Here is a 26,212-nt window from a genome sequence, read left to right on the forward strand (position 1 = left end):
CCCGCCCTGCGCCGGCGTGGGCGCGCCGGCCGCCGGCGCCGGCGGCTGGCTGGCGGCGATGATTCCGACGATGCGCGCGGCCAGCGTGTCCGGCAGGCGCTGCGCGCCCAGCAGGCGCCGCAGCACCTGTTCCTGTTCGGGCTGGGGCACGCCATGGCTGGCCAGGTTGCCCAGGTTGTACTTGCCCTGTTCGTCCTGCACCTGGCCGGAGAACACCGCCACGCGATCGTCGCCGGGCCGTTCGATGCGGGTGTCGAGCACCGGCGTGGCCCAGATCTGGTCGCCGCGGGTGGTCGATTCGCGCCGGCCGTGGTCGCGTATCACCAGGCGCGCCCAGTCGATGCCGCCGGCCAGCAGCATGCGCGCCTGCACCCGGGCCATCTCGTTCTCGATGCGGCGGGTGCTGGCCGTCTGGCGCTGGAACAGGCTGGTGGTCAGGGCCGCGACGATGGCGACAATGATCAGCGCGCTGACCACCGCGGCGCCGCGTTCGCGCGGCAGGCACGGGTTCATGGCGGCCCCCTCATGGCAGTTCCAGGATGCGGCTGTAGCGCCGCGCGTCGCCGGCCGGGCCGCGGTCGAGCGTGATCTCGATGCCGGCGGGCGTGGCGGAGAAGGGCGCGCGGGTGTCGACCCAGCCCATGCCCGTCACCCAGCCGCGCAGCGCCAGCGCGCGCACGCCGGGCAGCAGCAGCACGCCGTCGTTGACCGGCGGCAGCGGTCCCTGTTCGGCCGGCAGGCCGCTGGCGCGCCACAGACCGTCCTTGCGCACCGACCATTGCACCCGCTGCCAGCGGCCGTCGTCATCGGGGGCGGGGCGCAGGATTTCCAGCGTCTGCGCGCCGGCGGCGCCGCGCAGCAGCCGCACGCCCGAGGTGAAGACCTGGGCGTCGACGCCGGGCGCGGCGAACGACGGCCCGTTGTAGGCCATTTCCACATCGCGTCCCATCTGCCCGAGGGTGCGGACGACGGCGTCGGTGTCGTCGGCCTGCCGCGCGATCCAGTCGCGCGCGCTGGAGACGCTGTCCAGGCCGCGCCAGGCCATCAGGCTGACGAGCGCCATCAGGGCCAGCGCCACCAGCACTTCGATCAGGGTGAAGCCCGCCTGGGCGCGGGCGACGGCGCGGCGGGAATTCATCGCAGGCTCGACAGGAGGCCGTCCAGCTGCAGCAGGGACGCGCCGTTGGCGCCATCGCGCACCTTGACCGAGACCTGGCGGAAGCTGCGGTTCAGCGAATTGGTGAAGACCAGTTCGCATTGCAGCGCCAGGCCGCCTTGCGGGCAGGGCACGGTCTGCGAGCCGGCGCGCGGCAGGGTCTGTTCCAGCCGCAACTGGGTCAGCGCGTTCTGCGCCGCCAGCAGCGCCAGGGTCTTGTCCTGCAGCGCGCGGTTGTTGGCGGCCATGACGCCAGTGGCGCGCAATGCCGCGCCCATCGCCACGGCGATGATGGCCAGGGCCACCAGCACCTCGATCAGGGTGAAGCCGCGCTGGCGTTGCCGCCGGCGGCTAAGCGGAAGGGGGGAATCAGTGAATCTCATAATGTCCGGCGGCGTCGCGCGTCAACGTCACGCGCGAGTCGCCCGCGCGCAGCTGCACGCTGAACGGGTCGGCCACCCATTCGGTGTTGAAGCGCAGCGGGCGTTCGGGCGACAGATGCCATTGCACCGGGCCGGCTCGCCAGGCTTGCGGCCGCAGCACCTCGTCGCGTTCCAGCTTGTCCGCGGGCAGGGGCGAGTCATCCTGGGCGGTCGGCGCGGCGGAGCGGCCCTGGCGCTCGAACGACCAGCCGCCGCTGGTGGGCAGCCAGCGGATCGAACGGCCATCGCTGCGCGCCTCGCCCTCGGCCACGGTGAAGGCGTCGGCCAGGCGCCGCGCATCCTCGCGCAATGGATCGGCGCCCTTGCCGATGGACAGGCTGACCATGCTGGCGGCGATGGCGACGATCACCAGCACCACCAGGACTTCGACTAGCGTGAAGCCGCGCTCAGAGTTCCCACGAACCGATGTCGGCATCGCCGCCTTCTCCCCCGGGCTTGTTGTCGGCGCCGAACGAGAACACATCGATTTCGCCTTTGACGCCAGGGCTCAGGTATTGGTAGGGATGGCCCCAGGGATCGTTGGGCAGCTTGTCCAGATAGCCGCGCCAGTTGGACGCGCCTTCGGGCTTTTCCACCAGCGCGCGCAGGCCCTGGGCGGTGGTCGGGTAGCGGCCGTTGTCGAGGCGGTAGAGCTTGAGCGCCTGCATGATGCCGCCGATGTCCTGGCGCGCGGCGACCTGGCGCGCCTGGTCGGGGCGGTCCAGCACGCGCGGCACGATCAGGGCCGCCAGAATCCCCATGATCACGATGACCACCATGATCTCGATCAGGGTGAAACCTTGCTGGCGGGCGAGCCCACGCGATGACTGGCGCACTTCACGACTCCGGTATTTCAGTGAGAAGCGTGCGATTGTGGACATGAAATATGACAGCAATATGAGGCGCGCGGCTCACGGCGCGGCGCGCGCGATGCCGCCCTCGGGGGCGGGGGCGGCCGGCGCGGCGATGCGGCTGGCGCGGCCGCCTTGCTCGACCGTGACGGCGTCGGCGCCGACGGCCTTGAGCACGATGCCCGGGGCGACCTCGTCGCCGACGCGCCAGGCCAGCGGCGGGCCGCCGTCGACGCTGAAGACGGCGGCGCCGTCGGGGCCGGCCGCGATCACCCCAAGCACGCTGATCTGCGTGCGCAACACCTCATCGCGGCCGAACCACAGGGCCACCGGGCCGTTGTCGGCCGCTCGCGGCGCGGGCGCGGCGACGGGGGCGGGCAGGGCGGGCGGCGCGGGCGCGAACAGCACCGCGCCCCACACGCCCAGGCCGGCAGCCAGCGCCAGGATGGCAAGGACTCGGAGCGCGGCGGGGGCCGCGGGCGGGGACAGGCGCAGGGACAGGGGCATGGCGGTGACGCGGGCAACGTTACGGCGGAAATGCGCCCGACTCTAGCAGCCGATCATGACAATTGCGCGATACGGCGGCGCGGGTTCTTTCAAACAACCAACACCGCACTGTCATCAAGCTTACATCGCGTCTCTCTAGCATGCGTGCACGTTGCGGCCGGGCGCCGCGGCACCGATCCCTTCCCACAGGAAACCACGATGCAAGACACGACACACGCCAATCGCCGCCGCCTTCTGAAGATGCTCGGGGGCGCGCCGATGCTGCCGCTGGGCGGCGTCGGCATGGCCGCGCTGCTGACGGGCTGTAATTCGAGCGACGACGATGACGACAGCCCCGTCGTCACGCCGCCGCCGAACGTGACCTTCACGTCCGCCGCGTTCACCTCGATGGCCGCGCCCACGCTGGCCACGCCCGAGCTGATGGCGCGCACCACCGTGGGGTCGGCGATGGTGCTGACCTTCAGCGACGGCTCCACCCGCAAGATCGAGCTGGGCTACGAACCGTTCTTCATGACCGGCGACGCGGTGCCGGACGGCAAGGGCGGCAGCATCATCGCCGGCGCGTATTTCAACAACAGCGGCGCGCCCATCATGGACAACTCGGTGCCGGCCAAGGCCCGCCAGTTCTTCTCGAACTGTCCGGACGGCATGTCGCTGCTGAAGCTGGACGCGCCCGCCGTGCCCGGCGTCAACGGCAATACCGTGTTCGCCGTGGTGCAGTTCGAATACCAGTCGATGGACCAGTCCGGCGCCGACATGTATGGCCGCCTGCCGTCGCCGATCGCGGTGCTGACGCTGGCGCAGGACCCGGCCACCGGCAAGCTCAGCCTGGTCAAGTACAGCAACGTGGACACCTCGTCGGTCAACGGCCTGTGGATCACCTGTGGCGCCAGCCTGTCGCCGTGGAACACGCACCTGTCCAGCGAAGAGTACGAACCGGACGCCACCATCGCCCGCTCGGACGCGCAGTTCCAGGCCTACAGCCAGAACCTGTTCGGCGATCCCAACAAGGCCAACCCTTACCATTACGGCCACATGCCGGAGGTGACGGTCAACCCCGACGGTACCGGCAGCATCAAGAAACACTACTGCATGGGCCGCATCTCGCACGAGCTGGTGCAGATCATGCCCGACCAGCGCACCGCGCTGATGGGCGACGACGCCACCAACGGCGGCCTGTTCATGTTCGTGGCCGATCGCAAGGCCGACCTGTCGTCCGGCACGCTCTACGTGGCCAAGTGGACGCAGACCTCGGGCACGGGGCCGGGCGCGGCCACGCTGACCTGGATCAAGCTGGGCCACGCCACCAGCGCCGAAGTGAAGGAACTGGCCGACCAGCTGACCGCCGCCGACATCATGGACGTGCGCACTGCCGATCCGGCCGACAGCAGTTTCACCAAGATCCGCTTCAACGGCGCCAACAACTGGGTCAAGCTGCTGCCGGGCCGCCGCCAGGCCGCGGCGTTCCTGGAAACCCACCGCTATGCCGCGCTGGTCGGCGGCTCGCTGGGCTTTACCAAGATGGAAGGCACCACCGTCAACGTCAAGGACAAGATCGCCTACAGCGCCATGTCGCGCATCGAGAAGTCGATGATCGACGGCACCGTGGACGGCATGAAGGTGCAGGCCAACGCGGCCGGCGCGGTGTACCAGCTGCACATGAAGGCCGGTCAGGTCGACAGCACCGGCCAGGCCATCGACAGCGAATGGGTGCCGGTCGACATGGCGGCGGTGGCCGAGCTGGTCGGCGCGCCGATCTCGCCGGTCGACGCGCTGGGCAACACCCACAATGCCGACAAGATCTCCAATCCCGACAACCTCAAGTTCTCGGAGAAGCTGCGCACGCTGTTCGTGGGCGAGGATAGCGGCGGCCATGTCAACAACTTCCTGTGGGCCTATAACGTCGACACCAAGCAGCTGTCGCGCCTGTTGTCGTGCCCGGTGGCGGCTGAATCGACCGGCCTGCAGGCGGTCGACGAGATCAACGGCTGGACCTACATCACCAGCAATTTCCAGCACGCCGCCGATTGGGGCACGCCGCAGAGCGCACTGTTCAACACGGTGCGTCCGATCCTGGAACCGCTGGTCAAGGCCAACTACAAGGACGGTTTCGGCGCGTCGGTCGGCTACCTGACCGGCGTGCGGATCGGCGCCTGATTCCGCGGCCGCCGGCCCTCCGACCAGCATGGGACCGGCTTGCCGGTCCCATGTCGTTGTTGCGGTCTGTAGCGCTGCGGAAAAAAATCCTGATCCATCGATCAATGATTCCTTTCTTCCCTTAATGGGTCTTTCACCTTGCGACGCCACTATGTGGGCCACCCATAAAGCGGGTTTCGAAAGGGAAAGAACATGCAGGTATTGAAATGGAAGCGCTGGTGCGCGGCGCTGGCGGCGCTGGGCGCGCTGGCCGGCTGCGGTGGCGGCGATGACAACAACGACGACGGCACGACGGCGCCGCCGGCCGTGCAGCCGCAGCCGGGCGCGGCCGCCAAGGTGCTGTTCATCGGCGTGGACGGCCTCACCTATGACGCCTACCGCCAGAGCATGGCGGACAAGTCGCTGCCCAACCTGGCGCAGTTGACGGCGACCCGTTCCTGGACCGGCGGCGTCACCGGCGGGGTGACGCAGCAGCCCACCCTGTTGGCGCCTGGCTGGGCCACGCTGCTGACCGGCCAATGGGCGGATCAGCACGGCGTGCGCAGCAACGCCCCGGGTCAGGCGCCCAAGACGGCGACCCTGTTCAAGCGCGTCAATGCCGCCAAGCCGGCCGCGCGCGCCGCGGCGGCCTTCAACTCGTCGTTGCTGGCCGGCCTGGTCGGCGGTGACCGCGACGCCGGTTATCTGCAAAGCCTGACGGACTGCGCCGGCGTCGACGATTGCGTCGCCAGCCAGGCGCGCGATCGCATCACTGAAGGTTATGACGTGGTGGTGGCGCAGTTCGGCGCCGCCGAGCGTGCGGCCGCGACCGGCGGCTTCGGCGACGGCTACCGCGCCACCTTGCGCCAGACCGACAGCGCCATTGGCGCGTTGCTCAAGCAGGTCGCGGATCGCCGCGCCGCCCATCCGGACGAAAACTGGCTGGTGGTGGTGGCTTCCAGCCACGGCCTGGACCGCACCGGCGGCAGCGACGGCCTGCCGCTGTCGCTGAACAAAACCACGCTGCTGGCGATGAACCGCTCGCCGCTGCTCGGCGGCAGCGCCGATGATGCGGCGGTCGACGGCGCCTGGGACAACGCCTGGTACGGCCTGCCCAGCGCGGCCGATGCCGCGCCAACGCTGCTGGCGCACCTGGGCGCGCTGCCGGCGGCGGGGCAGTACGACCTGGCCGGCACCGCCTTGTCCGAGGCCGTGGCGTTGCGCCGCGGGGCCAGCCGCACCTCGATGGATAACAAGAGTGTGACGTTGAGCTGGAGCCGCGTGGGCACGCCCACCGGCGACATCGTCATCAGCCGCGACGGCAAGGAGATTGCGCGCCTGCCGGGCACGGCCTCGGACTATGTCGACACCGGCTTCGTCTTCACCACCGAGGGCGTGCATGAGCTGAACTATGGCATCGCGGTGGGCAACGCCGTGACGGCGGTGCGCGCCACCGTGGTCTACACCGCGCCGGTGCCGCTGCTGCCGTCGTTGAGCAACGGCCTGACGATGCTGTTCCCGTTCGAAGGCAACCTGACGGACAAGGCCGCCGGCGGCGGAGCCATCACCCCTTATGACGGCGTGCAGGCGCCGGTGTTCGCCGACAAGGGCGTGTTCGGCAAGATGTTCCAGAACGAGCGCAGCGGCGACCCCACCGGCGCCTTCAAGCTGGACTATCCGGCGGGCCTGCTCGACAGCGTCCAGGCCTTCACCATCGGCTTCTGGTATCAGTCCGATGGCACCGCCAACGACCGCTCCATCCTGGGCAACAAGGACTACAACTCCGGCGGCAACCCCGGCATCACCATCGCCCAGTGGGCCGGCCCCGAGCTGCGCTTCAACCTGGCGGGCGGCAGCCGCGTGGACATCAACGGGGTCAAGTTCACAGCCAACAAGCCGGTCTACGTGGCGATGGTCATCAACAAGACCGCCAAGACCATGGCCGCCTATGTCTACGACACCGAAATGGGCTGGTTCAGCCGCTCGATCTCCACCGGCAGCGTCAATTTCGCCCAGATCGCCGGCGTGTTCGGTCCGCACCTGGGCCTGAATGAAGACGGCAAGGGCACCTACGGCGTGTGCTGCGCCGGCACCAAGGGGCCCTACACGATGTACTTCGACGACCTGGCTTTCTGGTCGCGCGCCCTGACCGAAACCGAGGTCAAGTCGCTGGCCATGTCCGGCAAATCCGTTTCCGAACTGCTTCCCTGATGTCCAAGGATAGATACGACATGAACACTGCCTCCCCGATCTTGCGCGCCTGCCTGCGCGCGGGCGCCGCCCTGATGGTGGCCGCCGTCCTGACCGCCTGCGGCGGCGACAAGGATGACGACGACGCCGGCACCAACCCCGGGACCCAGCCCGAGACGCCGACCCAGCCGGTCAAGCCCCAACTGCGTTGCGCGCCCTGAAGCCGCGCTTTTTTCAGAATCCAAGGAACAGCATCCGTGACGTCCGCTAAAGACCCGATCCACGCCGGCAAGCGCCGCTTCCTGCGCAACGCCGCCGCCTCGACCGCCGGCCTGACCGCCTTGTCGATGTTTCCGCCGGCCATCCGCCGCGCCCTGGCGATTCCCGCCAACAACCGCACTGGCACCATCAACGACGTCGAGCACGTGGTCATCCTGATGCAGGAAAACCGCTCGTTCGACATGTACTTCGGCACGTTCAAGGGCGTGCGCGGCTTCGGCGACCGCATTACCGTGCCGCTGCCGCAGAACCGCTCGGTCTGGGAACAGACCAACGGCACCCGCGTGGTGCTGCCGTACCATCTGGACAGCACCAAGGGCAACGCCCAGCGCGTGTCCGGCACGCCGCACGACTACCCGGACGCGCAGAACGCCTGGGACGGCGGCCGCCTGTACCAATGGCCGCGCTACAAGCAGAACCAGTCGATGGGTTACTACACGCGCCAGGAGCTGCCGTTCCAGTTCGCGCTGGCCGAGGCCTTCACGCTGTGCGACGCCTATCACTGTTCTTCGCACGGCGGCACCAACACCAACCGCCTGTTCCACTGGACCGGCACCAACGATCCGCTGGCGCAGGGCAATGGCCCCTCGACCCGCAACCAATGGGACGGGCTGGGCGTGTCCACCACGGGCTGGACCTGGGAAACCTATCCCGAGAAACTGCAGAAGAACGGCGTCAGCTGGAAGGTCTACCAGAACCTGCCGGACAACTTCACCGACAATCCGTTGGCGGGTTTCCGCCAGTTCCGCAAGGCTTACGAACTGTCCGGCAATGATCCGGCCGCCAGTAATCCCAGCCCGCCGGCCTGGACGGCCGCGGCGGACAGTGGCAACCCGCTCTACAAGGGCGTGGCCAACACCATGCCCGACGGGGGCTTGTTGCAAGCCTTCCGCGACGACGTGTTGAACGGCGCGTTGCCGCAGGTGTCGTGGATCGTGGCGCCGGCCAACTACTCGGAGCACCCCGGCCCGTCGAGCCCGGTGCAGGGCGCCTGGTACATCCAGGAGACGCTCAACGCGCTGACGGCCAACCCGGACGTCTGGAGCAAGACCGTGCTGCTCATCAACTTCGACGAGAACGACGGTTTCTTCGATCACGTGCCGTCGCCGGCCGCGCCGTCGCTCAATCCCGACGGCTCGATGGCGGGCGCGTCCACCATCAACACCGACCTGGAGCGCCACATCAAGCCGTCGCTGCAGGACGCGGCCGACAAGCGCGTGTACGGCCCCGGCCCGCGCGTGCCGATGTACGTCGTCTCGCCCTGGAGCCGCGGCGGCTGGGTCAACTCGCAGGCCTTCGACCACACCTCGGTGCTGCGCTTCCTGGAAGCGCGCTTCGGCGTCAAGGAAACCAACATCAGCGACTACCGCCGCGCGGTGCTGGGCGACCTGACCTCGGCCTTCAACTTCGCCACGCCCAACAGCGAGCAGTTGCCCGACCTGACCATGTGGACCAAGGCCACGGCGGACCAGACCCGCGCCGACCAGCAGGCGCTGGCCCAGGTGCCGCTGCCCGACACCACCACCCAGGCCAGGCCCAGGCAGGAAACCGGCGTGCGTCCGTCGCGCGCCTTGCCCTACGAGATGCACACCAGCGGCCGCGCCCAGCCCGGCAGCAGCGCCATGTGGCTGGTGTTCGCCAACACCGGCAGCGCCGCCGGCGTGTTCCACGTGTACGACCGCCTGCACCTGGACCGCCTGCCGCGCCGCTACGCGGTCGAGCCCGAGAAGCAGCTCGAAGGCAGCTGGGACGTGGCCGCCGATGGCGGCAAGTACGACCTGTGGGTGATGGGCCCGAACGGCTATCTGCGCCATTTTGCCGGCGATCTGGCGCTGGCCCGCGCCGAAGGCCTGGGCGCGGAAATCCGCGTCTGCTACGACATCGCCAACGGCGACGTCTACACCAGCTTCATCAACAGCGGCGCCAAGCCCTGCACCTTCGTCATCACGCCAAACGCCTACTACACCAATAACGAGAAGTGGACGATCACGGTGCCGGCCGGCGGCCAGGTCGAGCAGTCGTGGTCGCTCAAGGCCAGCGGCAGCTGGTACGACTTCACGGCGCGCCTGAACGAGGACCCGGCCTACCTCCGCCGCTTCGCCGGCCGGGTTGAGACGGGCAAGGCGTCGATCACCGATCCGGCGATGGGCCAGTAAGGCCCGCTGCGCGGGCGCGGCCGGCCACGGACGGGCCCGATGCGACGCCCCGTGCCGCTCCCGCCTCCGGGAGACGGCGCGGGGCATTGCCATTCGTGGCGGGTCTACGCCGCCGCCTGCGCGTCGCGCGCCCGGAAGGCCGCGGCGCAGGCTTCGCAGATGGCCGCGGTGATGCCCTGGCGGGCGTGTTCGCGCCGCTCCAGCATGCCGATGGCGCGCGCCGCCGGCCCCAGGTCGTCGGGCAGGGGCAGGATGCGCAGCTGTGGGCTGTCGCGCCAGTTCGAGCCGTTGATGAGCGGCAGCAGCGTCACGCCAACCTCCTGGCGCACCAGTTCGATCAGAGTCTCGATCGCGTTCAGTTCCAGGAATTCGTCCAGCGGCACCGCCAGGCGCCGCAGCAGGCGGTCGATCTGCAGGCCGGTGCGCTGGGTGCGGTCAAAGCGCAGGAAGGGGTTGCCGGCCAGCACCTGGCGCGCGTCGCGCCCGGCGGCCGAGGGCGGGGCGATCACCACCAGCGGTTCTTCATAGAGCGGGGTCCAGCGGGTGCTGGCCATCTTGCGGCCGGCCTCCACCAGGAAGGCCGCATCCAGTTCGCCGTCCTCGACCTTGCCGGCCAGTTCGCTGGCCTTGCCCGACAGGATGCGCACGTCCAGCCTGGGGTGCGACTTCTTCATGCCCGACACCACCTTGGACAGAGTGCCCATGCAGGACACGATGCTGCCCACCGAGACCGACCCCGCCAGTTCGCCCGGCACGGTGCGCGGCAGTCGCATGCGGTCGTATAAATCCAGCAAGTGCTTGATTTCCGGCAGCAATTCCCGGCCCGCCGCATTCAGGATGGCCAGCCGGCCGCTGCGGTCGAACAGCTCGCGCCCCAATTCCGCCTCCAGCGAGCGCATCTGGAAGCTGACGGCGGCCTGTGTCAGGGCCACCTGCTCGGCCGCCTCGGAAAACGAGCCATGGTGGGCGACGGCCAGGAAAGTGCGCAGGAAACGGATCGTGCTCATGGGGTCAATTCACAAAAATTTCTTTCATGACCGAACAAAAAATCAAATTGATTTAATTAGATCACGGGAGTACCTTCGCCTGCTTACCTATATGTGAGACAGGCGCCATGAAATCCTTTGACTGGGTCAATCCGTATCCCTCCATCCGCATCCCGCTGTTCGCGCGCAACGTGGTGTCCACCTCGCACCCGCTCGCGGCCCAGGCCGGCCTGCGCATGCTGCTCAAGGGCGGCAACGCGGTTGACGCCGCCATCGCCGCGGCCGCCACCATCGTGCTGGTCGAGCCGGTCTCCTGCGGCCTGGGCGGCGACTGCTTCGCCATCGTCTGGGACGGCAAGGAACTGCATGGCCTGAATTCCTCCGGCGTGGCCCCGGCCGCCTGGAATGTCGAGTATTTCAAGCGCAAGTACGGCGTCGGCGCTGACGGCCTGGCGATCCAGCCCAAGCGCGGCTGGGACGCGGTCACGGTGCCGGGCGTGGTGGCCGGCTGGTCCGCGCTGCACGAAAAGCTCGGCAAGCTGCCGTTCGAGCAACTGTTCGAACCGGCCATCGAGATCGCCGAGCGCGGCTACGCCGTGCCGCCGGTGGTGGCGCACAAGTGGGCCGCCGCCGCCAATGAACTGAGCAGCCAGCCGGGCTATGCCCAGGCCTTCATGCCCGAGGGCCGCGCGCCCAAGGTCGGCGAGCACTTCCGCTTTCCGGACGCGGCCCACACGCTGCGCCGCATCGCCGCCTCCAAGGGCCGCGATTTCTACGAAGGCGAGCTGGCCGAGCGCATCGCCGCCTTCAGCCAGGAATGCGGCGCCGCCATGACGCTGGAAGACCTGCGCGGCTACCGGCCGGAGTGGGTCAAGCCGATCTCGCGGTCCTATCGCGGCTACGAGCTGCACGAGATCCCGCCGAACGGGCAGGGCATCGCCGCGCTGATCGCGCTGGGCATCGTCGAGCGCTTCAACATCGCCGACCTGCCGGTCGACTCGGTGCAGTCGCAGCACGTGCAGATCGAGGCCATGAAGCTGGCCTTCGCCGACCTCTACAAGTACGTGGCCGACCCGCGCTCGATGGAAGTCACGCCCGAGCAGATGCTGTCGGACGATTACCTGGACAGCCGCGCCAAGCTGATCCGCCTGGACGGCGCCACCCATTTCAGCGCCGGCCGTCCGGCCGCCGGCGGCACCATCTACCTGACCGCCGCCGACGAGAACGGCATGATGATCTCGTTCATCCAGTCCAACTACATGGGCTTCGGCTCGGGCGTGGTCGTGCCGGGCACCGGCATCAGCCTGCAGAACCGCGGCGTCGGCTTCTCGATGGATCCCAAGTCGGCCAACGTGGTCGAGGGCGGCAAGCGGCCGTTCCACACCATCATCCCGGGTTTCCTGACGCGCGGCGGCAAGCCGGTCATGAGCTTCGGCGTGATGGGCGGCGACATGCAGCCGCAGGGCCACCTGCAGACCGTGATCCGCATGGTCGACTACCACCAGAACCCGCAAGCCGCCTGCTGCGCCCCGCGCTGGAAGGTCAACCGCGATTTCACGCTGGATATCGAGACCAATATGAAGGCTTCCACTATTGCGGGCCTGAAAGACCTCGGGCATGCTTTGAAATCCGTGGACGATCCGTACATGGATTTCGGCGCCGGCCAATTCATCTGGCGCATGTCCGAAAGCGACAACGAGCTCGGCTACGTCGCCGCCAGCGACAGCCGCCGTGACGGCCAGGCCGTGGGCTTCTGACACGCGCCTTGCCGCCGGGCATCGCAACCCGGCATTGCAGCCACAAGGGGAACAAACACAATGAAACGCTTTACCATGACCTTCGGCGCCAGCGTGTTGGCGCTGGCCGCCGGCGCCGCCTGCGCGCAGAATATTCGCATCGGCCTGCAGGAAGATCCGGACGTGCTGGACCCGCACCGCGCCCGCACCTACGTCGGCCGCATCGTCTTCACCTCGCTGTGCGACAAGCTGGTGGACATCGATCCCAAGCTGCACTTCGTGCCGCAACTGGCCACCTCGTGGTCGTTCAGCCCGGACAACAAGGTGCTGACCTTCAAGCTGCGCGAAGACGCGCTGTTCCATGACGGCAGCAAGTTCGACGCCGCCGCCGCCAAGGCCAACCTGGAACGCGCCATGACGCTGCCCGACAGCCTGCGCAAGGGCGAACTGGCCTCGGTCGAGAAAGTCGAGGCGCCCGACGCCAGCACCCTGGTGCTGACCCTCAAGCAGCCCGACGCCACGCTGCTGGCGCAACTGTCCGACCGCGCCGGCATGATGCTGTCGCCCAAGTCGTTCGCCGATGCCGACGTGGCCGCGGTCGGCCGCAAGCCGATCTGCTCGGGTCCGTACAAGTTCGTCGAGCGCATCCAGAACGACCGCGTCGTGCTGGAGAAATTCGACCAGTACTACGACGCCAAGGACTACGCCTTCAAGCGCATCACCTTCCTGCCGATTCCGGACACCACCGTGCGCCTGTCGAACCTGCGCGCCGGCGACCTGGACCTGCTCGAGCGTCTGAACCCGTCGGACGCGGCGCAGGTCAAGGGCGACGCCAGCCTGACCTTCGCGCCAGTGGCGGGCCTGGGCTTCCAGCAGTTCATGTTCAACGTGGCCAACGGCAAGCGCGCCGAGGACAACCCCTTCAAGAACAAGCTGGTGCGCCAGGCATTCCAGCTGGCCATCGACCGCAACGCCATCAACGAAGTGGCCGGCGGCGGCATCTTCGAACCGGCGCAGCAGCCGTTCCCGCCCGCCAGCCCCTACCACAGCGACAAGTTCCCCGTGACCAAGCGCGACGTGGCCAAGGCCCGCGCGCTGCTCAAACAGGCCGGCTTCGACCGCGTCAAGGCCGAGGTCATGTTCGGCAACAACACCACCACCTCGTCGGTGGCCGAGATGGTGCAGGCCATGGCCTCCGAGGCCGGCTTCGACCTGTCGCTGCGGCCCACCGAGTACGCCGCGCTGCAGAAAGAATCGGCCGGCGGCAATTTCCAGGTGGTGATGCTGGGCTGGTCGGGACGGGTCGATCCGGACGGCAACATCCATAGCTTCGTGACCTGCAAGGGCGCGCTGAACGACGGCCACTATTGCAACCCGGACGTCGACAAGCTGCTCAACGAGGCCCGCACGGTGCCCGATGAAACCAAGCGCCGCGCCATCTACGACCAGGCGCAGACGATCATCCAGGACGAACTGCCCGGCGTGTACAACTACTACCAGCCGTGGCCGTTCGCGCTGGCCAAGAAGGTCAAGGGCTTCGTGCCGTACCCGGACGGCATGATCCGCCTGAAGGGCGTGACGTTCGCGCAGAAGTGATCCGGGCGCGGCGGTTCGCCGCCGCGTCCGCCGGCCGCTTGAACGCGGCCGGTCGTTTCCCGCGGCGGCCGCGCGCCGTGCCCTGACGGGCCGGCTCCGTCCGCCGCTTTCGTTCTACGGTTTTCCCTCATGCTCAAACTCATCTTGCGCCGCGTGATCGTCGCGATACCGACCCTGATACTGGTGTCGATGATCGTCTTCATGCTGCAGAAAATCCTGCCCGGTGACGCGGTGCTGACCATGGCCGGCGAAGAGCGCGACCCGGCCGTGCTGGACTATCTGCGCGAAAAATACCGCCTCAACGACCCGCTGCCGGTGCAGTACGTCGCCTGGGCCACCCAGGTGGTGCAGGGCGACCTGGGCAAGTCGCTGCGTACCGACGTGCCGGTGACCACCCTGATCGGGCAGAAGCTGCCCGTGACCTTGCAGCTGGCCGCCATGGCGATGTTCTTCGCGCTGCTGATCGGCATCCCCATGGGCATCGTCGCGGCGGTGCGCAAGGGCAAGCCGGTCGAGATGGGCGCCAACATCGCGGCGCTGTCCGGCATGTCGATCCCCAATTTCTGGCTCGGCATCATCCTGATCATGGTGGTGTCGGTGCAGTGGAAGCTGCTGCCGGCCTCGGGCTACGTGTCGCCCAGCGAGGACTTCTGGCTGTCGATCAAGACCATGCTGATGCCGGCGCTGGTGCTGTCCACCGCCATCGCCGCCTACCTGATGCGCCACACCCGCTCGGCCATGCTGGAGGCATTGTCCGCCGATTACGTGCGCACCGCGCGCGCCAAGGGCGTGTCGCCGCGCCGCGTGGTGCTGCGCCACGCGCTGCGCAACGCCCTGATGCCGATCGTCACGCTGGTGACGCTGCTGTTCGGCGAACTGATGGCCGGCGCGGTGCTGACCGAGCAGGTCTTCACCATCCCCGGCTTCGGCAAGCTGGTGGTCGATGCCGTTTTCACGCGTGACTACGCGGTGGTGCAGGGCGTGGTGCTCTGCGTGGCGGTGGGCTTCATTCTGATGAACCTGCTGGCTGACATCCTGTACATCCTGGTCAATCCCCGTCTGAGGCACGCATGAGCGCACTTCCCGCAACGGCCGCCGCCGTCACGCCGCCCCGCGCCCGCAACCGCGCCTGGGCCAAGTTCAAACGCAACCACGTCGCCATGCTGGGCCTGGGCATCGTGCTGTTCTTCGTGCTGGTGGCCCTGGTGGCGCCGCTGATCGCCAACCACGACCCGTTCCAGACCAGCTTCACCACCATCCGCAAGGCGCCGTCGGCGTCCTACTGGCTGGGCACCGATGAACTCGGTCGCGACATCTTCAGCCGCATGGTCTATGGCGCCCGCGCCTCGCTCATGGCCGGCCTGGTGTCGGTGCTGATCGCGCTGGTGGTGGGCGTGCCGTTCGGCCTGGCCGCCGGCTACTTCGGCGGCTGGACCGATAGCTGCATCTCGCGCGCCACCGAGGCGCTGCTGGCGATCCCGTTCCTGATCCTGGCCATCGCGCTGGCCGCCTTCCTCGGGCCCAGCCTGACCAACGCCATGATCGCCATCGGCGTGTCGGCCGCGCCCAAGTTCATCCGGCTCACGCGCGGGCAGGTGCTGGCCGTCAAGAACGAGGACTACGTGCAGAGCGCCCGCGCGCTGGGCGCCTCGGACCTGCGCATCATCTGCCGCCACGTGTTCCCTAACGTCATGCCGCCGCTGATCGTGCAGGCCACGATCACCATCGCCACGGCCATCATCGCGGAGGCCAGCCTGTCGTTCCTGGGCCTGGGCCTGCAGCCGCCGAACCCATCGTGGGGCTCGATGCTGAACACCGCCAAGAACTTCATGACCCAGGCGCCCTGGATGTCGATCTTCCCCGGATCGGCCATTTTCCTGGTGGTGCTGGGCTTCAATCTGCTGGGCGACGGGCTGCGCGACGCGCTGGATCCCCGTCAGGACAAGTAATCATCATGGCAACCATGGATCCCAAACGCGTCGTCCAGGTCAACGACCTGACCGTGCGCTTCAAAACCCCCGAGCGCGTCGTCGAAGCGGTGCGCAACGTGTCATTCCACGTCGACCGCGGCGAAACCCTGGCGATCGTGGGCGAGTCCGGCTCGGGTAAATCGGTCACCTCGCTGGCGCTGATGCGCCTGGTGGAGTACGGCGGCGGCCGCATCGTCAACGGCGGCATGCTGCTGCGCCGGCGCAACGGCGACGTGCTGGACCTGGTCAATGCGCCCGACAGCACGCTGCAGCGCGTGCGCGGCGCCGACGTGGCCATGATCTTCCAGGAGCCGATGACCTCGCTCAACCCCAGCTTCACGGCCGGCAACCAGATCGCCGAGGCGCTGCAACTGCACCAGGGGCTGGACGCGGCCGCGGCGCGCGCGGAAACGCTGCGCATGCTGGAGCGAGTGCGCATCCCCGAGGCCCGCGCCATCCTCGACCGCTATCCGCACCAGCTGTCCGGCGGCATGCGCCAGCGCGTCATGATCGCCATGGCGCTGTCCTGCAAGCCGCAACTGCTGATCGCCGACGAACCCACCACGGCGCTGGACGTCACGATCCAGGCCCAGATCCTGCAACTGATCCGCCAGTTGCAGGAAGAAATGGACATGGGCGTGATCTTCATCACCCATGACATGGGCGTGGTGGCCGAAGTGGCCGACCGGGTGCTGGTGATGTATCGCGGCGACAAGGTCGAGGAGGGCGGTTCCGACGACGTCTTTGCGCGGCCGCAACATGCCTACACCCGCGCCTTGCTGTCGGCCGTGCCGCGCCTGGGCGCCATGCATGGCACCGACGAGCCGGCGCCGTTCCCGCTGCTCAAGGTCGAGGAAGCCGCGCGCCAGGCCGAGCCGGCGGCCGCCCCGGTGGCGCAGCCGTCCACCGTGCGCCGCGACAACGGCCCGGTGCTGAAGGTGCGCGACCTGACCACCAGCTTCGACATCACCGGCGGCATCTTCGGCCGGGTGCAAAAGCGCGTGCACGCCGTCGAGAAGGTCAGCTTCGACCTGTATCCCGGCGAGACCCTGTCGCTGGTGGGCGAATCCGGCTGCGGCAAGACCACCACCGGCCGTTCGCTGCTGCAACTGGTCAAGAGCAAGAGCGGCACGATCGAGTTCGACGGCCAGAACATCGGCGCGCTGCGCGGCAGCGCCATGCAGACGCTGCGCCGCCACATCCAGTTCATCTTCCAGGATCCGTTCGCCTCGCTCGACCCGCGCATGACGGTCGGCTATTCCATCATGGAACCGCTGCTGATCCACCGCGTGGCCAGCGGCGCGGCGGCGCAGGAGCGGGTGCGCTGGCTGATGGACAAGTGCGGCCTCGCGCCAGAGATGATCGACCGCTATCCGCATGAATTCTCGGGCGGCCAGCGCCAACGCATCTGCATCGCGCGCGCCCTGGCGCTGAACCCCAAGGTGGTGATCGCCGACGAATCGGTCTCGGCCCTGGACGTGTCGATCCAGGCGCAGATCGTCAACCTGCTGCTGGACCTGCAGCGCGAGCTGGGCGTCTCGTTCCTGTTCATTTCGCACGACATGGCGGTGGTCGAGCGCGTCAGCCACCGCGTGGCGGTGATGTACCTGGGGCAGATCGTCGAGATCGGCCCGCGCCGCGCCATCTTCGAGAATCCGCAGCATCCCTACACCAAGAAGCTGATGGCGGCGGTTCCGATCGCCGATCCGCAGCGCCGCCATCGCGAGCGCTCGCTGCTGGTCGACGAAATCCCCAGCCCGATGCGCAAGCTGGGCGACGATCCCCTCGTGGAGCCGCTGGTGCGGGTCGGGGAAGGGCACTACGTCGCGCGCCATTCCGTCGGCGTGTACTGAGCCGTGGCGCGGGCGCCCGCCGGCAAAGCGGCGGGCCCTCGCCGCGGCCCGCGCGGGCCGGCCGCGCCACAGGCGGTATCATGGCGGCCTTCAGTCATTCGCCCCATTCAACGGATTTTCTCGCCATGGCCCTGCGCGCCACTATCTACAAGGCCGACCTCAACGTGGCCGACACCGATCGGCACTACTACGGCAGCCACGCGCTGACGGTCGCCCGCCATCCCTCCGAAACCGACGAGCGCATGATGGTGCGCCTGGTGGCCTACGCGCTGCAGGCCCAGGAAGAGCTGTCCTTCACCAAGGGGCTGAGCGACACCGACGAACCGGACCTGTGGGTCAAGGACCTGACTGGCGCCATCACCCTGTGGATCGAGGTCGGGCAGCCCGAGGAGCGCCGCATCCTGCGCGCCTGCGGCCGCGCCGAGCAGGTCATCGTCTACTGCTATGGCGGCTCCGCCAGCAGGATCTGGTGGGACGGCGTGCGCAACAAGCTGGAACGCACCCGCAACCTGAAGGTCATCAATCTGCCGTCCGAGCAGACACGCGCGCTCGCCAATCTGGCCGAACGCACCATGCAGCTGAACGCCAACATCTCGGACGGCGTGGTGTATTTCTCGGCCGACAAGGGCGAAGTCAGCATCGAACCCGAAGTCTGGCGCTGATACCGCCAGGCCCTTTCCTGGAGGCGTAGGGATGAGGAAGACCCGAGCATTGGCATGGGCGGCATTGCCGCTGATGGTATTTTCGCTGCGGGCGGTCGCGGCGCCCGCCGAGGAGCCGGCCACGGCCGCCACGGACCGCATGCACGTGTTCGCCGGCGGACAGAAGGTGCTGGTCCCGGCGGGGTGGGAACTGCTGCAGGGGCCGGCGCAGGCTGGCCAGGAAATGATCATGATCGCCAAGCCTGGCGCCACCGCGGCCGACAACCAGACGTGTTCGGTCTCGCTGCGCACCATCGACCCCCCGGCGCCGCTGGGCGAGCAGGATGCCGTCCTGCCCGAAGTCGCCTGGAGCATGATGTATTCCGACCAGCAGGTGAAGGTGCTCGAGAACGGGGTGTCGACCCTGGCCGGGCTGCCGGCGCACCAGGCCCTGCTGGCCCTCACCCAGGGGGACGACCGCCAGGTGGCGCTGGTGCGGCTGCGGTTGGCGGACGGCTACACCTGGTCCCTCATGTGCTCGTCTGGAGCCTATCACCCGGGCGTCGCCCGGGAGGGCTTCGACCGCACGGCCGGGACGTTCCGCAAGGTGCTGGACAGCTTCAGCGCGCCCTGAGGGGGCTTTTCCGCCGCGCCGGCGCGCGTTCCGTGAGGAATCGTGCGCCGCAACAAAAAAAGCGTGCAAAGTGCGCGGGGCGGATTTATATTATGGTCATCATATTCAGGAGTGCCTGATCATGGCCGGCCCCGCTTCCCGTAAAGAAATGTCCCACGACCGCATCGTGGAAGCGGCCGCGCGCGCGATCCGGCGGGTCGGTTACGCCGGCGTCGGCGTGGCCGACGTCATGAAAGAGGCCGGGCTCACGCACGGCGGCTTCTACGCGCATTTTCCGTCTCGCGATGCCATGCTGGTGGCGGCGATGGAACGCGCCGGCCGGGATGGCGCGGCGCGCATGGCGCAGGGCATGGCGCGGCGCCGCGCCGAAGGGGCCAGCCCCCTGCGCGCCCTGGTCGAGAGCTATCTGTCCGAGAACCATCTGCTGGCTTGCGAAAGCGGGTGCCCGATTTCGGCGCTGGCGTCGGAAATGCCGCGCCAGTCGCCCGAGGTCCGCGACATCTCGGCCAGTCGGGTGACCGGCCTGGTCGGCGTGGTGCGGCAGGCGCTGCCGGCCGACGCCGGCCCGCACGCGGCGATGGCGATCACCAGCAACCTGGTCGGCGCCATGCAACTGGCCCGTGCGCTCGGCGACAACGAGCAGGGCCGGGCCATGCTGGCGGCCGCGCGCCAGTCCATTCTGGACCAGTACGACAGCGAGGGCCGTCAAGCCGCCCACTGAACCCCTTTTTCCGGGCCGCCGCGCGCGGCCTTTCTTCACCCTATAAATATGATGATCATCATATTTATATAACCGGCCGGTGTTTCCGACCTCCGCCAGAACGCAGCATCCAAGGAAAGACATCATGCAACTGAAGAACGCCAACGTCCTCATCACCGGCGCCAATCGCGGCATCGGCCTGGCCTTCGCCCGCGAGGCGCTGGCGCGCGGCGCCCGCAAGGTCTACGCTGGCGCGCGCGATCCGGCCAGCGTCACGCTGCCGGGCGTACAGGCCATCCAGCTCGACGTCACCAGCGACCGGGACGTGGCCGCCGCCGCCGCGCTGGCCAGGGACGTGACACTGGTCATCAACAACGCCGGCATCGCCGCCATGGGCGGCTTCCTGGCCGACGACAGCATCGAATCGGCGCGCCGCCACCTGGAAACCAATCTGCTGGGCTCGCTGCGCGTGGCGCAGGGCTTTGCGCCGGTGCTCGCGGCCAACGGCGGCGGCGCGCTGCTGAACGTGCTGTCGATCGCCAGCTGGATCAACCGGCCGATGCTGGGCGTGTACGGCATGAGCAAGTCGGCCGCCTGGGCCCTGACCAACGGGCTGCGCCACGAACTGCGCGAGCAGGGCACGCAGGTGCTGGGCCTGCACATGGGGTTTGTCGATACCGACCTGACGCGGGGACTGGACGCGCCCAAGAGCACTCCTGACTCGGTGGTGCGTCAGGCCTTCGACGCGCTCGAGGCCGGCGCCGAGGAAGTGCTGGCCGACGACGCCACGCGCCAGGTCAAGCAGGGCCTGTCGGCCCAGCCGCCCGTCTACCTGCAGGCATGAACCGCGCACGCCACGCTTTCGCGACCTTTCCGACGCCATTTCCGAGTCCGATCGACATGCATTCGAATGCCACCTCCGCGGCTCCCCATGCCGCCGCCGCGCCGCTCGCGGCCCAATCTCCCTGGCCGATCTTCTGGATCGCCAGCGTGGCCGTGTTCCTGGTTTCCCTGGACGCGACCATGCTCTACGCCGCGTTCGGCGCCATGCGCGCCGGCTTTCCGCAGGCCTCGGCCGCCGACATGTCCTGGGTGCTGAACGCTTATACGGTGGTCTACGCCGCCATGCTGATCCCGTCCGGCGGTCTGGCCGACACGCATGGACGCAAGCGCATGTTCATGGTCGGGGTGCTGCTGTTCCTGGCGGCCTCGGCTGCCTGCGGCCTGGCGGGCAGCGTCGGTTGGCTGATCGCGGCGCGCGTGGCGCAGGCGGTCGGCGCGGCGCTGCTGACGCCGGCCTCGCTGTCCATCGTGCTTGCCGCATTTCCGGCCTCGCAGCGCTCCGTGGCGGTGAGCCTGTGGGGCGCGGTGGCCGCGCTGGCGGCGGCGGTCGGTCCCAGCCTGGGCGCGTTCGTGGTCGATGCCGCCGGCTGGCCGTGGGCCTTCTACATCAACCTGCCCCTGGGGGCGTTGTCGCTCTGGTTCGGCGCCAGCCGCCTCAAGGAATCGGTGCGGCCCGAAGCGCGGCGGCGCGTCGACGGCGTCGGCATGGCGCTGCTGATGGTGGGCGTGGGCGCGGTGGCGCTGGCCATCGTGCAGTCGGAATCGCCGCACTGGAGCCGTGGCGAATTGTGGATGGTGGCGGCCATGGGGCTGGTGTCGCTGGCGGCCTTCGTGGGCTGGGCCCGCAGCACGCCGCACCCGCTGGTCGATCTCGCGCTGTTCAAGCATCGCACCTATCGCTACGTGAACCTGGCCACGCTCAGCTTCGGCATCGCCTTCGCGATGATGTTCTTCGCCTTCTTCTTCTACATGACCGGCGTCTGGCACTACAGTCTGCCGCGCGCGGGCCTGGCCGTGACGCCGGGCCCGCTGCTGGTGATGCCCACCGCGATCATCACCGGCAAGCTGGCGGCGCGCCTGGGCCATCGCCCGTTCCTGGTGGGCGGCTCGCTGGTGTACGCCGCCAGCGGACTGTGGTTCCTGCTGGTGCCGGGCGCCGAGCCCGCCTACCTGGCGCATTGGCTGCCCGGCTTGATCCTGAGCGGGTTGGGCGTGGGCCTGGTGCTGCCGTCGCTGGCCGGCGCCGCCGTCAACCGCCTGCCGCCGCAGCACTACGCGGTGGGCAGCGCCGTCAACCAGGCCACGCGCCAGATCGGCGCGGTGCTGGGGGTGGCGTTGACGGTGCTGTTGCTTGGCAAGGGGGCGCTGAGCCACGCGGACTTTGATCCGCTGTATATCGGCCATGTGGGGCTGGCGCTGTTGACGGGCCTGCTCTGCCTGGCGGTGGACACCCGGCCGCGCCCCGCGCATGCGTAAGCGCCTGCGTGGCGGGAACGAGGCGGGGGTGTGCTGGGCGCAGGCGTGCGGCGCGGCGCCCGGCGGCGCCTCGCGGCTAGCGCGGCGTGCGCTGGTGCGGCACCAGCGGCGGCGCCGCGCGCCCGGCCACCAGGCGCCAGAAATCCGGCAGGAAGCATTCCGCCACAAGCAGCGGCTGGCCCTGGCGCCAGAACACCGAGCGTCGCGCCCAGACCCGCTCGGCGTCGCACCGGCGGCCATTGGCGGCCAGCGCGCCAGCAGCGGTGGCGTGAAACGGCACCGGCGAGGCCAGCCGGCGGCAAGCGAACGGCGAGCGGATCACGGTGCTGTCGTGATACAGCATGTCCGCCAACGGCCGCGTCAGCAGCCGCCGCATGCCCTGCCAGGCGCCGTGCGAGGCGCGCAGCGGCGTCAGGCTGCGCGCCGGCACGCTGTCGATGCCGTCCACCGACATCAGCACCTCGCGCACCCAGACGGGCGCGCCGGGCGCGATGCGCATGGCGTGCGCTTCGTCGGCGGGCGCGCCGTCGGCGTACTCGGCCAGCACCCGCAGGCGCACCTGGCCGACCTGGCGCAGGCCGGCGGTCAGGGCGCCGGGGCGGAACAGCCAATGGCGCTGGGCAAGGGTCAGGACAGGCGGGGCGCTGGCCAGCCAGCCGGCGGCCAGGGGAGGGCGATGTGCTGCTGCTGAGGTCATCATGGCTGCGTATTATGCCAAGGCCGGCGCGCGGCCTGGCCCCCGCGCCCTGTGGCCAATTGCCGCAGGGGCGCTGGCGGCCGCTCGGCGGCGGCGCGGGCGGGGCCTGCGCATACAATACCGGCCATGGAAAAAGTACGAATCTCCAAGCTCATGTCCGAGCGTGGACTCTGTTCGCGCCGCGAGGCCGACAGCTATATCGAGCGCGGCTGGGTGCGGGTCGACGGCGAAGTGGTGTCCGAGCTGGGCGCGCGCGCCTTCCCGAACCAGGTCATCACGCTGGAACGCGCCGCGCAGGCGCGCCAGACGTCGCGCGTCACCATCCTCATCAACAAGCCGGTGGGCTACGTCTCGGGCCAGGCCGAAAAGGGCTACACGCCCGCGGTGGCGCTGATCGACGCGCGCTCGCGCTTTGCCGGCGACCGCAGCCCGCAGCGCTTCGAGCGCGGCCACCTGGACGGCCTGGCCGTGGCCGGGCGGCTGGACATCGATTCGCAGGGCCTCCTGGTGCTCACGCAGGACGGGCGCGTGGCCAAGCTGCTGATCGGCGAAGACTCCAGCATCGACAAGGAATACCTGGTGCGGGTGCAGGGCGAACTGTCCGAGAACGGCCTGGCGCTGCTGAACCACGGCCTGTCGCTGGACGGCAAGGCGCTCAAGCCGGCCCAGGTGCGCTGGCAGAACCACGACCAGTTGCGCTTCGTGCTGCGCGAGGGCAAGAAACGCCAGATTCGCCGCATGTGCGAACTGGTCGGGCTGAAGGTGGTGGGCCTGAAACGCGTGCGCATCGGCCGCGTGGCCCTGGGCGACCTGCCGCTGGGCCAGTGGCGCTACCTGCGCGACGACGAACGCTTCTGAACGCGGCGGGCGCGACATGCCGCCCGCCAAGGGGGCCGGCGCTCGCCGGCCGCGCACAGATTTTTCAGTCTGTTTCCGGCCGCCTTTCATTTCATGAAGGGCGCGGTATCCTTCGCCTGCCCGTCGCCGCCCAGGCGCTCCATCAGGAACTCGATGAAGATCCGGGTCTTGGCGGGCAGCAGCCGGGTTTCCGTGACGGCATACACGGGGAATGGGCCAAGTTGCCAGTCCGGCAGCACGCGCCGCAACTGGCCGGATTTCTGCTCGGCGGTCTGGCCGCCGACCAGCACGGTGATGCCCGCGCCCAGCATCGCCAGGCGCCGCGCCATTGCCACGCCGTTCACGGAAAAGCGGTTGCCGGGGGTGAACTGGATGTGCTGGTCGCCGCTGTTGAGCGGCCAGCGGGTCACGCGGCCGGCGCCTTCGGCGCGGAACTCGATGCACTCGTGGCGGGTCAGGTCACTGGGGTGCTTCGGTTCCCCGTGCTTCTCCAGGTATTCGCGCGAGGCGTACAGATGGGCCGGCAGCATGCCCAGCAGCCTCGCAATCTGCGTCGAATCGGGCAGTTCGCCGATCTCGATGGAAATATCGCAGGTCTGGAACACGCGTTGCGCGTGATCGGGATTGGCAAGGTCCAGGAAAAACGTGACGTCGGGATAACGGCGCGAGAATTCCATGAACGATTCAGCCAGGAAATCGGTGCCGAAATCGGCCGGCATGTTCACCCGCAGGGGGCCGGACGGCGTGTCGACCAGCTTCTGCAGTTCCTCGTGGGCGATCTGGGCCTCGGCGACGATGCGCTGGCAGCGCTCGAAATACAGCCGGCCGGCGTCGGTCAGCTCCACCTTGCGGGTGGTGCGGCTGAGCAGGCGCAGGCCCACCGACCGTTCCAGTTCGGCCACCTGGCGAGACAATGTCGATTTGGGCACCCCCAGGGCGGCCGCCGCACGGCTAAAACTGTGCGTCTTGGCGACTTCCACGAAGAGTTCCATGCCTTGTAGACGTTTCATGGAAGGGATTCTGTCACAGGATGGGGTGGTTTATTGTCCCATATCTGGAATGATGTTTTCTCAATATGCCTCTTTGTTTCTCGGGCGGGATAACGCAAAATGCCGATTCTGCAATGCAGCAAAGTGTCGAAGCCCTGCCTGAATGTCTGAGGCGAAACCACACCCCAGTCAATCCTCACGAGCCGCAACGATGCGCGGTTCGGGTTGCGCCGTTGCTGTCGCCGGTTGTCCGGCGGACACCGCGGTCGTCCCGCGGGCGCAGGCCACGGCGGGCGGGTATGACGCTACCTTTTTAGTTGGAAATCGGGAATGCAATCTATGAACAAGAAAAGCGCGATGTGGCGCGGTGCGGCGGTGCTTACGCTGACGGCATCGGCCCTGACGTTGGCCGCTTGCGGCAAGAAACAGGAAGCACCCCAGGCGGGCAAGCCGCAGGTGACGGTCGTCACGCTCACCACCAAGCCGGTTTCCCTGACCACTGAATTGCCCGGCCGCACCTCGCCGTTCCGCGTCGCCGAAGTGCGGCCGCAGGTCAACGGCATCGTGCAGAAGCGCCTGTTCACCGAGGGCGGCGAGGTCAAGGCCGGCGACCAGCTCTATCAGATCGACCCCGCGCTCTACCAGGCCAGCTTCGACAGCCAGAAGGCCGCCCTGGCGCGCGCCCAGGCGCAGCAGAAGACCGCCGCGCTGCTGGCCGAACGCTACAAGCCCCTGGTGGCCACCCGCGCCGTCAGCCAGCAGACCTACGACAACGCCGTGGCGGCGCGCGACCAGGCCGTCGCCGACGTGCTGTCGGCCAAGGCCGCGCTCGACACCGCGCGCATCAACCTGGTCTACACCAAGGTGCTGTCGCCGATCAGCGGCATCATCGGCCGTTCCTCGGTCACCGAGGGCGCGCTGGTCACGGCCAACCAGGCCACGGCCCTGGCCGCCGTGCAGCAGATCGACCCGATCTACGTCGACGTGACCCAGTCCAGCGTGCAATTGCTGCGCCTGCAGAACGCGCTCTCCAGCGGTCAACTGAAGAAGGCCGAGGGCGAGCAGGCCGCGCTGGTCACGCTGACGCTGGAAGACGGCTCGCAATACACCCAGCAGGGCAAGCTGCAGTTCTCCGAAGTCACCGTCGACCCCGGCACCGGCTCGGTCACGCTGCGCGCGGTGTTCCCCAACCCGGACCGCCGCCTGTTGCCGGGCATGTTCGTGCGCGCCCGCCTGGTCGACGGCGTTGCCGCCGACGGCCTGCTGGTGCCGCAACGCGGCGTGACGCGCAACCAGCGCGGCCTGCCGACGGCGCTGGTGGTCAATGCCGAGAACAAAGTGGAACTGCGTGAAATCAAGACCGACCGCGCCATCGGCGACCAGTGGCTGGTCACCGACGGCCTGAAGGCCGGTGACAAGGTCATCGTGGAAGGCGTGCAGATGGTGCGCCCGGGCGTCGAGGTGGTTGCCTCTGAAGCCAGCGCCAAGCCGGCGCAGCAACCGCAGGCGGGCGCCGCGGCGGCCAAGCAGTAGTCA

The 26,212-nt window shown here is 68.5% G+C and carries 25 protein-coding genes; 16 read left to right on the plus strand and 9 right to left on the minus strand.

Going from position 1 to position 26,212, the window contains the following annotated elements; all coding sequences use genetic code 11:
* The 6 genes from gspK to HV742_RS25275 form a co-directional block, all read right to left on the minus strand.
* Positions 1–513: type II secretion system minor pseudopilin GspK (gene gspK, locus HV742_RS25250; RefSeq protein ID WP_175146664.1), on the minus strand; the 513-nt coding region annotated here is incomplete at its 3' end.
* 10 nt (positions 514–523) lie between these two features.
* Entirely contained in the window at positions 524–1,138 is a 615-nt protein-coding gene (locus tag HV742_RS25255) for a type II secretion system protein GspJ (protein ID WP_175146665.1), read from the minus strand.
* A complete protein-coding gene (gspI, locus tag HV742_RS25260; protein WP_049074482.1) occupies positions 1,135–1,539 on the minus strand; it encodes a type II secretion system minor pseudopilin GspI in 405 nt (134 codons plus the stop codon). The genes HV742_RS25255 and gspI overlap by 4 nt, the downstream gene beginning before the upstream one ends.
* Complete coding sequence (gene gspH, locus HV742_RS25265; protein WP_175146666.1) at positions 1,526–2,014, minus strand: type II secretion system minor pseudopilin GspH; 489 nt, start codon at positions 2,012–2,014, stop codon at positions 1,526–1,528. The genes gspI and gspH overlap by 14 nt, the downstream gene beginning before the upstream one ends.
* Positions 1,986–2,414, minus strand: a complete 429-nt coding sequence (gspG, locus tag HV742_RS25270) for a type II secretion system major pseudopilin GspG (protein WP_020927290.1) — start codon at positions 2,412–2,414, stop codon at positions 1,986–1,988. The genes gspH and gspG overlap by 29 nt, the downstream gene beginning before the upstream one ends.
* A 75-nt stretch (positions 2,415–2,489) precedes the next feature.
* On the minus strand, positions 2,490–2,936 hold the full coding sequence (locus tag HV742_RS25275) for a hypothetical protein (RefSeq protein ID WP_059270035.1): 447 nt from the start codon (positions 2,934–2,936) through the stop codon (positions 2,490–2,492).
* A gap of 198 nt (positions 2,937–3,134) precedes the next feature.
* Between HV742_RS25275 and HV742_RS25280 the strand changes: the two genes are divergently transcribed.
* From HV742_RS25280 to HV742_RS25295, 4 genes are all read left to right on the plus strand, one after another.
* Positions 3,135–5,093, plus strand: a complete 1,959-nt coding sequence (locus HV742_RS25280) for a PhoX family protein (RefSeq protein WP_175146667.1) — start codon at positions 3,135–3,137, stop codon at positions 5,091–5,093.
* Positions 5,094–5,285: 192 nt separating this feature from the next.
* Complete coding sequence (locus HV742_RS25285; protein WP_156430311.1) at positions 5,286–7,283, plus strand: alkaline phosphatase family protein; 1,998 nt, start codon at positions 5,286–5,288, stop codon at positions 7,281–7,283.
* A gap of 20 nt (positions 7,284–7,303) precedes the next feature.
* A complete protein-coding gene (locus HV742_RS25290) occupies positions 7,304–7,483 on the plus strand; it encodes a hypothetical protein (RefSeq protein WP_049074472.1) in 180 nt (59 codons plus the stop codon).
* Between the two features lie 36 nt (positions 7,484–7,519).
* Positions 7,520–9,697 (plus strand): phosphocholine-specific phospholipase C, encoded by a 2,178-nt coding sequence (locus HV742_RS25295; protein ID WP_175146668.1) that lies wholly within the window; start codon positions 7,520–7,522, stop codon positions 9,695–9,697.
* Positions 9,698–9,801: 104 nt separating this feature from the next.
* Here HV742_RS25295 and HV742_RS25300 read toward each other — a convergent pair whose 3' ends face one another.
* Positions 9,802–10,704 (minus strand): LysR family transcriptional regulator, encoded by a 903-nt coding sequence (locus HV742_RS25300; RefSeq protein ID WP_068951979.1) that lies wholly within the window; start codon positions 10,702–10,704, stop codon positions 9,802–9,804.
* Between the two features lie 107 nt (positions 10,705–10,811).
* Between HV742_RS25300 and ggt the strand changes: the two genes are divergently transcribed.
* From ggt to HV742_RS25350, 10 genes are all read left to right on the plus strand, one after another.
* A complete protein-coding gene (ggt, locus tag HV742_RS25305) occupies positions 10,812–12,440 on the plus strand; it encodes a gamma-glutamyltransferase (RefSeq protein WP_049074464.1) in 1,629 nt (542 codons plus the stop codon).
* 60 nt (positions 12,441–12,500) lie between these two features.
* Entirely contained in the window at positions 12,501–14,015 is a 1,515-nt protein-coding gene (locus tag HV742_RS25310; protein ID WP_063583428.1) for an ABC transporter substrate-binding protein, read from the plus strand.
* A 129-nt stretch (positions 14,016–14,144) separates the two neighbouring features.
* Positions 14,145–15,089 carry an ABC transporter permease gene (locus HV742_RS25315; RefSeq protein ID WP_049074460.1) on the plus strand — a complete coding sequence of 315 codons (945 nt, stop codon included), beginning with the start codon at positions 14,145–14,147 and terminating at the stop codon, positions 15,087–15,089.
* Positions 15,086–15,964, plus strand: coding sequence for a nickel transporter permease (nikC, locus tag HV742_RS25320; protein WP_049074457.1), 879 nt, complete (start codon positions 15,086–15,088; stop codon positions 15,962–15,964). The genes HV742_RS25315 and nikC overlap by 4 nt, the downstream gene beginning before the upstream one ends.
* A 14-nt stretch (positions 15,965–15,978) precedes the next feature.
* Positions 15,979–17,838 carry a dipeptide ABC transporter ATP-binding protein gene (locus tag HV742_RS25325; RefSeq protein ID WP_104010920.1) on the plus strand — a complete coding sequence of 620 codons (1,860 nt, stop codon included), beginning with the start codon at positions 15,979–15,981 and terminating at the stop codon, positions 17,836–17,838.
* Positions 17,839–17,963: 125 nt separating this feature from the next.
* Entirely contained in the window at positions 17,964–18,500 is a 537-nt protein-coding gene (locus tag HV742_RS25330) for a YaeQ family protein (RefSeq protein ID WP_049074453.1), read from the plus strand.
* A 31-nt stretch (positions 18,501–18,531) separates the two neighbouring features.
* The gene (locus tag HV742_RS25335) at positions 18,532–19,113 is read left to right on the plus strand and encodes a hypothetical protein (RefSeq protein WP_175146669.1); all 582 of its coding nucleotides are present in this window, start codon (positions 18,532–18,534) and stop codon (positions 19,111–19,113) included.
* A gap of 121 nt (positions 19,114–19,234) precedes the next feature.
* Positions 19,235–19,834, plus strand: a complete 600-nt coding sequence (locus tag HV742_RS25340) for a TetR/AcrR family transcriptional regulator (RefSeq protein ID WP_049074448.1) — start codon at positions 19,235–19,237, stop codon at positions 19,832–19,834.
* A gap of 124 nt (positions 19,835–19,958) precedes the next feature.
* Positions 19,959–20,657 carry an SDR family oxidoreductase gene (locus HV742_RS25345; RefSeq protein WP_175146670.1) on the plus strand — a complete coding sequence of 233 codons (699 nt, stop codon included), beginning with the start codon at positions 19,959–19,961 and terminating at the stop codon, positions 20,655–20,657.
* A 56-nt stretch (positions 20,658–20,713) separates the two neighbouring features.
* On the plus strand, positions 20,714–22,132 hold the full coding sequence (locus HV742_RS25350) for a DHA2 family efflux MFS transporter permease subunit (protein WP_054504138.1): 1,419 nt from the start codon (positions 20,714–20,716) through the stop codon (positions 22,130–22,132).
* A gap of 76 nt (positions 22,133–22,208) precedes the next feature.
* On the opposite strand, the gene HV742_RS25355 is transcribed toward HV742_RS25350, so the two are convergent.
* On the minus strand, positions 22,209–22,829 hold the full coding sequence (locus tag HV742_RS25355) for a chorismate--pyruvate lyase family protein (RefSeq protein ID WP_049077900.1): 621 nt from the start codon (positions 22,827–22,829) through the stop codon (positions 22,209–22,211).
* A gap of 126 nt (positions 22,830–22,955) precedes the next feature.
* Between HV742_RS25355 and HV742_RS25360 the strand changes: the two genes are divergently transcribed.
* On the plus strand, positions 22,956–23,687 hold the full coding sequence (locus HV742_RS25360) for a pseudouridine synthase (protein ID WP_049074441.1): 732 nt from the start codon (positions 22,956–22,958) through the stop codon (positions 23,685–23,687).
* 86 nt (positions 23,688–23,773) lie between these two features.
* On the opposite strand, the gene HV742_RS25365 is transcribed toward HV742_RS25360, so the two are convergent.
* Positions 23,774–24,679 carry a LysR family transcriptional regulator gene (locus tag HV742_RS25365; RefSeq protein WP_006394388.1) on the minus strand — a complete coding sequence of 302 codons (906 nt, stop codon included), beginning with the start codon at positions 24,677–24,679 and terminating at the stop codon, positions 23,774–23,776.
* 336 nt (positions 24,680–25,015) lie between these two features.
* Here HV742_RS25365 and HV742_RS25370 point away from each other — a divergent pair, with 336 nt between their 5' ends.
* Complete coding sequence (locus tag HV742_RS25370; protein ID WP_049074437.1) at positions 25,016–26,209, plus strand: efflux RND transporter periplasmic adaptor subunit; 1,194 nt, start codon at positions 25,016–25,018, stop codon at positions 26,207–26,209.
* Positions 26,210–26,212: the final 3 nt, after the last annotated feature.

This window comes from Achromobacter ruhlandii (genome assembly GCF_902859695.1).
GTDB lineage: Bacteria > Pseudomonadota > Gammaproteobacteria > Burkholderiales > Burkholderiaceae_B > Achromobacter > Achromobacter ruhlandii.

What these genes read in the sequence shown, in the direction of transcription:
- HV742_RS25255 (WP_175146665.1), bottom strand. Translation starts at nt 1,138, where the DNA reads ATGAATTCCCGCCGCGCCGTCGCCCGCGCCCAGGCGGGCTTCACCCTG.
- gspI (WP_049074482.1), bottom strand. Translation starts at nt 1,539, where the DNA reads ATGAGATTCACTGATTCCCCCCTTCCGCTTAGCCGCCGGCGGCAACGC.
- gspH (WP_175146666.1), bottom strand. Translation starts at nt 2,014, where the DNA reads ATGCCGACATCGGTTCGTGGGAACTCTGAGCGCGGCTTCACGCTAGTC.
- HV742_RS25275 (WP_059270035.1), bottom strand. Translation starts at nt 2,936, where the DNA reads ATGCCCCTGTCCCTGCGCCTGTCCCCGCCCGCGGCCCCCGCCGCGCTC.
- HV742_RS25280 (WP_175146667.1), top strand. Translation starts at nt 3,135, where the DNA reads ATGCAAGACACGACACACGCCAATCGCCGCCGCCTTCTGAAGATGCTC.
- HV742_RS25285 (WP_156430311.1), top strand. Translation starts at nt 5,286, where the DNA reads ATGCAGGTATTGAAATGGAAGCGCTGGTGCGCGGCGCTGGCGGCGCTG.
- HV742_RS25290 (WP_049074472.1), top strand. Translation starts at nt 7,304, where the DNA reads ATGAACACTGCCTCCCCGATCTTGCGCGCCTGCCTGCGCGCGGGCGCC.
- HV742_RS25300 (WP_068951979.1), bottom strand. Translation starts at nt 10,704, where the DNA reads ATGAGCACGATCCGTTTCCTGCGCACTTTCCTGGCCGTCGCCCACCAT.
- ggt (WP_049074464.1), top strand. Translation starts at nt 10,812, where the DNA reads ATGAAATCCTTTGACTGGGTCAATCCGTATCCCTCCATCCGCATCCCG.
- HV742_RS25310 (WP_063583428.1), top strand. Translation starts at nt 12,501, where the DNA reads ATGAAACGCTTTACCATGACCTTCGGCGCCAGCGTGTTGGCGCTGGCC.
- HV742_RS25315 (WP_049074460.1), top strand. Translation starts at nt 14,145, where the DNA reads ATGCTCAAACTCATCTTGCGCCGCGTGATCGTCGCGATACCGACCCTG.
- nikC (WP_049074457.1), top strand. Translation starts at nt 15,086, where the DNA reads ATGAGCGCACTTCCCGCAACGGCCGCCGCCGTCACGCCGCCCCGCGCC.
- HV742_RS25325 (WP_104010920.1), top strand. Translation starts at nt 15,979, where the DNA reads ATGGATCCCAAACGCGTCGTCCAGGTCAACGACCTGACCGTGCGCTTC.
- HV742_RS25330 (WP_049074453.1), top strand. Translation starts at nt 17,964, where the DNA reads ATGGCCCTGCGCGCCACTATCTACAAGGCCGACCTCAACGTGGCCGAC.
- HV742_RS25335 (WP_175146669.1), top strand. Translation starts at nt 18,532, where the DNA reads ATGAGGAAGACCCGAGCATTGGCATGGGCGGCATTGCCGCTGATGGTA.
- HV742_RS25340 (WP_049074448.1), top strand. Translation starts at nt 19,235, where the DNA reads ATGGCCGGCCCCGCTTCCCGTAAAGAAATGTCCCACGACCGCATCGTG.
- HV742_RS25345 (WP_175146670.1), top strand. Translation starts at nt 19,959, where the DNA reads ATGCAACTGAAGAACGCCAACGTCCTCATCACCGGCGCCAATCGCGGC.
- HV742_RS25350 (WP_054504138.1), top strand. Translation starts at nt 20,714, where the DNA reads ATGCATTCGAATGCCACCTCCGCGGCTCCCCATGCCGCCGCCGCGCCG.
- HV742_RS25355 (WP_049077900.1), bottom strand. Translation starts at nt 22,829, where the DNA reads ATGACCTCAGCAGCAGCACATCGCCCTCCCCTGGCCGCCGGCTGGCTG.
- HV742_RS25360 (WP_049074441.1), top strand. Translation starts at nt 22,956, where the DNA reads ATGGAAAAAGTACGAATCTCCAAGCTCATGTCCGAGCGTGGACTCTGT.
- HV742_RS25365 (WP_006394388.1), bottom strand. Translation starts at nt 24,679, where the DNA reads ATGGAACTCTTCGTGGAAGTCGCCAAGACGCACAGTTTTAGCCGTGCG.
- HV742_RS25370 (WP_049074437.1), top strand. Translation starts at nt 25,016, where the DNA reads ATGAACAAGAAAAGCGCGATGTGGCGCGGTGCGGCGGTGCTTACGCTG.